Source organism: Terriglobales bacterium, assembly GCA_035624475.1.
Taxonomy (GTDB): domain Bacteria; phylum Acidobacteriota; class Terriglobia; order Terriglobales; family Acidobacteriaceae; genus DASPRL01.
In genome coordinates, this window is the sequence record DASPRL010000170.1 from 20,476 (window position 1) to 27,731 (window position 7,256).

Sequence of the window (7,256 nt, forward strand, 5' to 3'; positions counted from 1 at the left end):
GATACCCGGTACCAGGGACTGCCGCTTCATGATCGGTCGCGACGACAAAGTCTCACCCGGCAAGATCACCGTCGTGCAGTACGGGATCCTGGCGATGTTCCTGCTGCTGGCCTGGGGGCTGTGGCGCCTGCAGGTGCTGGGCAGCCAGCAGTGGGAGCAGGCGGCAGAGCGCAACCGCATCCGGACCGTGCCCATCCTGGCGCCCCGCGGCAAGATCCTCGACCGCGAGGGCCGCGTCATCGTCGACAACTATCCTTCCTTCTCGGCGTTGCTGCTGCGCGACCAGGCCCGCAACCTGGGCGCCGACGTGGAGCGCATCGCCAACGGCCTGGACATGACCCCGGCGGAGGTGCGCGAGCACCTGCGCCGCGCCGGCAACCAGCCCCAGATCCTGCTCAAGGACGACATCACTCCCGACGAGCTGGCCTTCATCGAGTCCCACAAGAACGAGCTTCCCGAGCTGGAGACGGTGGTGGTGCACCGCCGCCTCTATCCCCGCAACGGCTTTCTGGCCCATCTCATCGGCTACGTGGGCGAGGTCAGCGGGGAGATGCTCGACAACCCCAAGTACGAGTTCTTCCAGCCCGGCGACGTGGTGGGGAAGTCGGGCGTGGAGCAGTACTACAACGACATCCTCATGGGCAGCAACGGCTACCGCCGCGTGGTGGTGAACAGCCGCGGCAAGGAGCTGGGGCAGCTCGCCGACCAGCCCGCCGTCCCCGGCAAGCCCCTGAAGCTCACCATCGATCTCGATCTGCAGATCGCGGCCGAGGAGGCCCTGGAAGGCAAGAACGGCGCCATCGTGGCGCTGGACCCGCGCACCGGGGAAGTGCTGGCCATGGCCAGCCGCCCCAGCTTCGATCCCAACGACTTCGCGGTGCGCATCTCTCCGCAGGAATGGGCGCAACTGGTCAACGATCCCGGCAAGCCCATGCTCAACAAGGCCATCCAGGCGCAGCTCGCTCCCGGCTCCACCTTCAAGATCGTGATGGCGGCGGCCGGCCTGCAGGAGGGCATCGCCCAGAACCTGGTGGTCAACTGCGGCGGCGGCAAGACCTTCTACGGCCACTTCTTCAAGTGTCACTCCGTGCATGGCAACGTCGAGATCCACCGCGCCATCGTGCAGTCCTGCGACTCCTTCTTCTACACCCTGGCCGAGCGCCTGGGCATCGAGACCATCGCCCGCTACGCCACCGCCCTGGGCTTGGGACAGAAGACCGGCATCGACCTGCCCAATGAGGCCTCGGGCGTGATCCCTTCTGAAGAGTGGAAGATTCGGAACTTCAAGCAGAAGTGGTACGCCGGGGAGACCATCTCGGTGGGCATCGGGCAGGGCGCGGTGACGGTGACGCCCATCCAGTTGGCGCACACCGTGGGCGGCATCGCCTCCGACGGCGTTCTGCGCCGCCCCCACGTGGCCTTTCCCGATGAGCTGCCGCCGCACTACAAGGAAGCCCTGGGCGCCTTTCCCGCCGAGATCCGCGTGCCCCTCGATCCCAAGAACTGGGAGATCATCACCGACGCCATGGCGGACGTGACCAATCCCGGCGGCACCGCTGCCGCCAGCCATCTCGAAGGCATCGATTTCGCCGGCAAGACCGGCAGCGCCCAGACCATGAGCAACGAGCTCGCCCGCAAGCTGGGGCACGCCCATTCCGTCGGCGACACGGGGTGGTTCGTGGGCATGACCCCGCGCCGCAATCCCGAGATCGTGGTCGCGGCCATGGTGGAAGAGGGCGAGCACGGCACCGTGGCCGCGCACTTGGCCGCCCAGGTCATCAAGGCCTACGTGGAGAAGCAGCGCAAGAGCCAGGTCAAGGTCGCGGCCGCTCCCGGCCTCGACCGGCCGGGCCGGTCCCGGTCGTTCGAGATGGCGGGAGTGTGGAGCATCCCCGGGGAGGACGGCCATGAGAGCTTCCAAGCCGGCCGCTTCCGCCTGCCCCTCGGCCTGCACCACCTGCCGCTGGCTTTGGCGGCTCCGGGACTGGATGCTCTGAAGCAGGAGACGAGTCACTAGGAACTAGAAACCAGAAACGAGAAACTGCCGTTTGAGCCGCTACATCTCATTTCGCGACTTCGACTGGGTGCTGCTGGGCTTCGTGCTCATCATCTCCGTGCTGGGCGTGCTGGAGATCTACAGTGCCACCTACACCACCAAGTTCGCGGGCGCGCACGTGCGCCAGATCTACTGGATCCTGGGTGGGCTGGCGGTCATGTTCCTGGTCAGCCGCATCAACTACCAGGGCCTGCTCGACAAGGTGCACTGGATGTACGTCGCCTCCATCCTCTCCCTGCTGGGGGTGCTCGTCTTCGGGCAGAAGTACCTGGGAGCGCGGCGCTGGATCCGGTTGCCTGGCGGCCAGCACTTCCAGCCTTCGGAGTGGGTGAAACTGGTGCTCATCCTGGCGGTGGCCAAGTACTTCGCCGAGCCGCGCAGCGACCACGCCACCCCCACCGACATCGTCAAGGTGGGCGCCCTGGTCGGTTTTCCCATGTTGCTGGTGCTGGCCCAGCCCGACATGGGGACGGCCCTGACCTATGTCCCCATCGTGTTGGCCGGGCTCTTCCTAGGCGGGCTGCGCCTGAAGCATGCCCTGGTGCTGGGACTGCTGGCCGCCACCCTGGCCCCCATCGGCTGGCACTTCATGAAGCCCTACCAGAAGGCCCGCCTGGTCAGCTTCCGCGACCCCGACGCCGATCCCCAGGGCTCGGGGTACCAGATCCAGCAATCCCTGATCGCCGTGGGCTCCGGCGGCATCTTCGGCAAGGGCACGGCCAAGGGCTCGCAAACCCAGGGCTTCCTGCCCATCCCCCACACCGACTTCATCTTCGCCGCCCTGGCCGAGGAGCACGGTTTTGTAGGCGCGCTGGGGGTGCTGCTGCTATACTTCATGGTGCTGATGCGTTTGGTCCACAACGCCCAGACGGCGCCCGACCGCGCCGGCTCGTTCGTTGTGATGGGGGTGGTGGCCGTGCTGGCCTTCCACGTCCTGGTCAACGTCGGCATGGTGGTCGGCTTCATGCCGGTCACCGGCATACCGCTGCCGCTGATGAGTTACGGTGGCTCGTCGGTTTTGTTCATGTTCCTGGCGCTGGGAATCGTGATGAACGTCCGCATGCGCCGCTTCGTGAACTGAGCCAGCAGGCGCCCGCGGACCTGGGGTCTGCGGCGCCGGGTTCCTGACCGGGAACCAAACCTCGCCGCCGCCTTCGGGTGCCGGCAGAAAGATCGGAAGCAAGAGATTCGTTCGGCCCTGAAACTGTCAGGGCAAACCGGCCGGAGAAGTGAGGGCCGGGCGGGAAAAAAGCACGGCGCCGTCCCCGGGCAAGCACCGGGGCAAGGCGGATGGGCAACGGCCCCGTCCCGCGCTGCGGGAGCGAGTGGCCACCATCTGCAGCAAGGCGCCTGACAGGCAAAGAGATTTGAGTTTGCACGTCAACCCAGGATTTCCACCGCCGCTTGCCGAGCGACGACCGGGCCGGGCCCGGTCCCGGCGCCGCACGTGGGACTCTCCGGGTGTGCCTCCTTCCGCCAGCCTTCCTTCGCCTTCCTGCCGGTAGATCCGCGGCCCGCAAGGGCGCGGGACCGGAGTGAGCATGAACAAGGAACTGTACGTCGCCTCGACCCCCCACGAAACCAAGGTGGCCATCGTCGAGGAAGATCAACTGACTGAGATCTACTTCGAGCGTGAGAACGAGTACACGCTCGCCGGCTCCATCTACAAAGGGCGCGTGACCCGGGTGCTGCCCGGGATGCAGTCCGCTTTCGTGGACATCGGCCTGGAGCGCGATGCCTTCCTGTACGTCACCGACTTCTTGGAAGAGCAGGGCGACGACCAGGAAGAGTTCGAGGAGCTGCCCGCGTCGCAGGCGCCCGAGCACGCGCCGCGCTTTGCCGAGGGCGCCCCGGCGGTCGCTGCGGCGGAAGCTGAGGCACAGCCCGGGCCGGAGCAAGCCCCGGCGCGCGGCCCCGAGCCTGCCCGCGACGGCCGGCCGGAGCCGCGCCGCGAGGACGAGAGCGAAGAGGGCGGGTCGCGACGCTGGCGCGGGCGCCGCCGCCGCGGGCGCCGCGGCCGCGGAGGCGTTGCCGACTCCAAGTCCTCCCGCCAGCCCGGCGGAGAAGAGCCGCCGCGCCGCGACTTCCAGCGCGAGCAGCCCCAACGTCCTCCTGAAGGCCGGCGCGACGCCTTCCAGCGTCCGCCCGACTACCAGCCCATCATCCTGCCGGGAGAGTCGCTCTCCAAGTACCGCAACCGGGCACCGCAACCGCCGGCGGAACCGCCGGCCGAAGCGCCCGCGCGCGAAGAGCGCCTGGCGCCCGAGCCGCGCCCCATGCCCCGCGGCTTCGAGCCCCGCTACTCCGCCTTCGTGATCCCGCCCGAAGAGCCAGGGATGGCGGAGCCGGAACCCGAGCCCGAGCCCGAGCCCGAGATTCCCGCCTCCCACGAGGAAGAGGAGCGGTCGAACGCGGCTGCGATGGCGGCTGGCGCCATGGAAGAGGAGGAAGAGGTCGCGCCGCCCGCGCACGCGCCCGAGCCGCGCGAAGAGGCCCATGCCCGGCCCGCCGCCGAGGGCCGTCCCCAGGCTGCCTTCGCACCCGGCGCAGGGGTGATGGAGGAAGAGGAGATCGAGGAGGAGGAAGCCGACGAGGCTCCCGGCTACGGCGAAGAGGCCGAGGAGGACGAGTTCGAGGAACTGGAAGAGGAGATCCTCGACAGCGCCGAGACGCGCGAGCCCAACGAGGGCAACGGCCAGCTCACCGAGGTGCTGCGCGACGCCGAGGCGGAGCACGCCTTCGCCACCGAAGAGGGCGAGGAAGAGGAAGAGGCCGATGAGCGCGAAGCGGAGATCGCGGAAGCTCAGCGGCTGGCCGAGGGCGGCGAGCCGCAAGGCGAACCCGGCGAGGAGGGCGAAGGCCGCGCCCAGTTGCGCGCTTCCGCTTCCACTGCCGGCTACCAGCAGCGCGCCGAGGTCCTGCCCGGCGAGCGCCGCCGCCGCGACGGCGGCCGGGGAGGCCGCCGCGGAGGCCGCCGCATGCGCGGAGGCCGCCGCAACTCGCCTCGCTCCCTCCCCCTGATCAGCGAATTGCTCAAGGAAGGCCAGGAGATCCTGGTGCAGATCGCCAAGGAGCCCATGGGCAAGAAGGGCGCCCGCATCACCAGCCACATCGCCCTGCCCGGACGCTTCCTGGTGTACATGCCCACGGTCAACCACGTGGGGGTGTCGCGCAAGATCTCGAGCGACGAGGAGCGCCAGCGCCTGAAGCGCATCCTGCTCAGCGAGCGCCAGAACGGCCACGGCGGCTTCATCGTGCGCACTGCGGCGGCGGGCGCCGGCGAGGACGAGCTGCGCGCCGACATCCGCTTCCTCATCAACCTGTGGAACGAGATCCGCGCCCGCGCCGATGCCGGCAAGGCCCCCGCGCTCATCTACCACGACCTCAACCTGGTGGAGCGCATCCTGCGCGACCAGGTGGGCGCCAACTTCTCCCACATCTGGGTGGACTCGGAGCCCGAGTACGAGCGCACCCTGCGCTTCCTCAACCGCTTCCAGCCCGCCCTGGTCAAGCGCGTCAAGCTCTACAGCAAGGAGACGCCGCTGTTCGAGCAGTTCAACATCCAGGAGGAGATCAACAAGGCGCTCAAGTCCAAAGTGTGGCTGAAGTCGGGCGGCTACATCGTCATCAACCAGACCGAGGCACTGGTGGCCATCGACGTCAACACCGGCAAGTACGTGGGCAAGACCCAGCGCCTGGAAGACACCATCGTCAAGACCAACGTGGACGCCATCAAGGAGATCGTGCGCCAGATCCGACTGCGCGACCTGGGCGGCATCATCATCATCGACTTCATCGACATGGACGAGCGCCGCAACCGCCAGAAGGTGATGCAGGCCCTGGAAGAGGCGCTGCGCGCCGACCGCGCGCCCTCCAAGGTCCTCCAGTTCAACGACTTCGGCCTGGTGGCCATCACCCGCAAGCGGGTCAAGCAGTCGCTGGAGCGCACCCTCTCGACCCAGTGCGCCTATTGCACCGGCACCGGCATGGTCAAGGGCGTCACCACCGTCTGCAACGAGATCTGGGTGGAGATGAAGAAGATGGTCAAGCAGTTGGATCGCGGCGACGTGATCCTGCGCGTGCATCCCGAGGTGGCGAAGGGGCTGAAGGCCAACAACGCCCGCTGGCTGACCGACCTGGAGGACCTGACCGGCCGCACCGTCATCGTCAAGGCCGATCCCACCCTCCACCAGGAGCAGTTCGACTTTCACTAGAGCTCCAGCTCTTAGCTGTTAGCTCTTAGCCTTTAGCTCCCGGCCGCGGCCCCCGTCGCGGCCGATTGTTTGCCGGAGGAGGCGCACCCCAGCCGACACTGTGCGCCGCGCTCGCGCGTCATTTATCCTGAGAAGACCGCAGGGGCGGGGCATGCCCATCGCCGACGACGTCAAGCTGGGGAAGAATGTCCAGATCCACCACCGCGATCTGGTGAATCTCTACGGCTGCACCGTGGGCGACGACACCCGCATCGGCGCCTTCGTCGAGATCCAGAAGAACGCGGTGGTGGGCCGCCGTTGTAAGATATCGTCGCATTCGTTCCTCTGCGAGGGGGTCACCCTGGAGGACGAAGTTTTCGTCGGCCACGGCGTGATGTTCGTCAACGACCGTTACCCGCGCGCCACCGCCGGCGGAAAGCTGCAGAGCGAGGCCGACTGGCAGGTGGTCCCCGTCCGGGTGAAGCAGGGAGCGTCGATCGGCTCGGGCGCCGTCATCCTGTGCGGCGTCACCATCGGCCGTGAGGCCGTCATCGGGGCGGGCGCGGTGGTGACCCAGGACGTGCCCGACCACGCCATCGTGGCGGGCGTGCCCGCCCGCGTGATAGGAGACATCCGCAAACGAGGCAAGCACAGCAAATGACCACCGTCGGCCTGTGGCTGGTGATCCTGAGCGCGGTGTGCACCGCCGTGGCCAACCTCATGATGCGCCGCGGCGTCCTCAACATCGGCCACTTCCAGCTCTCCGCCTCGGCCATGAAGACGCAGTTCCTCGCCTTGGCGCAGCAGCCTTTGTTCGTGATCGGCTTCCTGCTCTATGGCGTGGCTGCGCTCATCTGGTTCCGGGTGCTGGCCTCCGAGCCCTTGAGCAGCAGCTACCCGCTGCTGGTCAGCCTCACCTTCCTGCTGGTCACGGTGGGCGCCATGATCGTCTTCGGCGAGAAGGTGAACGCGCTCAAAGTGGCCGGACTGTTCGTCCTTCTCTTCGG

Annotated in this window: 5 protein-coding genes; all 5 read left to right on the top strand. The window is 67.6% G+C overall.

What is annotated here, in order from left to right; genetic code table 11:
• Positions 1-28 precede the first annotated feature (28 nt).
• Positions 29-2,017 carry a penicillin-binding protein 2 gene (mrdA, locus tag VEG08_07075; protein HXZ27746.1) on the top strand — a complete coding sequence of 663 codons (1,989 nt, stop codon included), beginning with the start codon at positions 29-31 and terminating at the stop codon, positions 2,015-2,017.
• Positions 2,018-2,048: 31 nt separating this feature from the next.
• Positions 2,049-3,137, top strand: coding sequence for a rod shape-determining protein RodA (gene rodA, locus VEG08_07080; protein ID HXZ27747.1), 1,089 nt, complete (start codon positions 2,049-2,051; stop codon positions 3,135-3,137).
• Between the two features lie 460 nt (positions 3,138-3,597).
• Entirely contained in the window at positions 3,598-6,270 is a 2,673-nt protein-coding gene (locus VEG08_07085) for an Rne/Rng family ribonuclease (protein HXZ27748.1), read from the top strand.
• A gap of 151 nt (positions 6,271-6,421) precedes the next feature.
• Positions 6,422-6,910: an acyltransferase gene (locus tag VEG08_07090; GenBank protein ID HXZ27749.1), complete on the top strand. Its 489-nt coding sequence runs from the start codon at positions 6,422-6,424 to the stop codon at positions 6,908-6,910.
• The coding region (locus VEG08_07095; protein ID HXZ27750.1) for a hypothetical protein at positions 6,907-7,256 on the top strand (350 nt) is incomplete at its 3' end. The genes VEG08_07090 and VEG08_07095, both read left to right, overlap by 4 nt.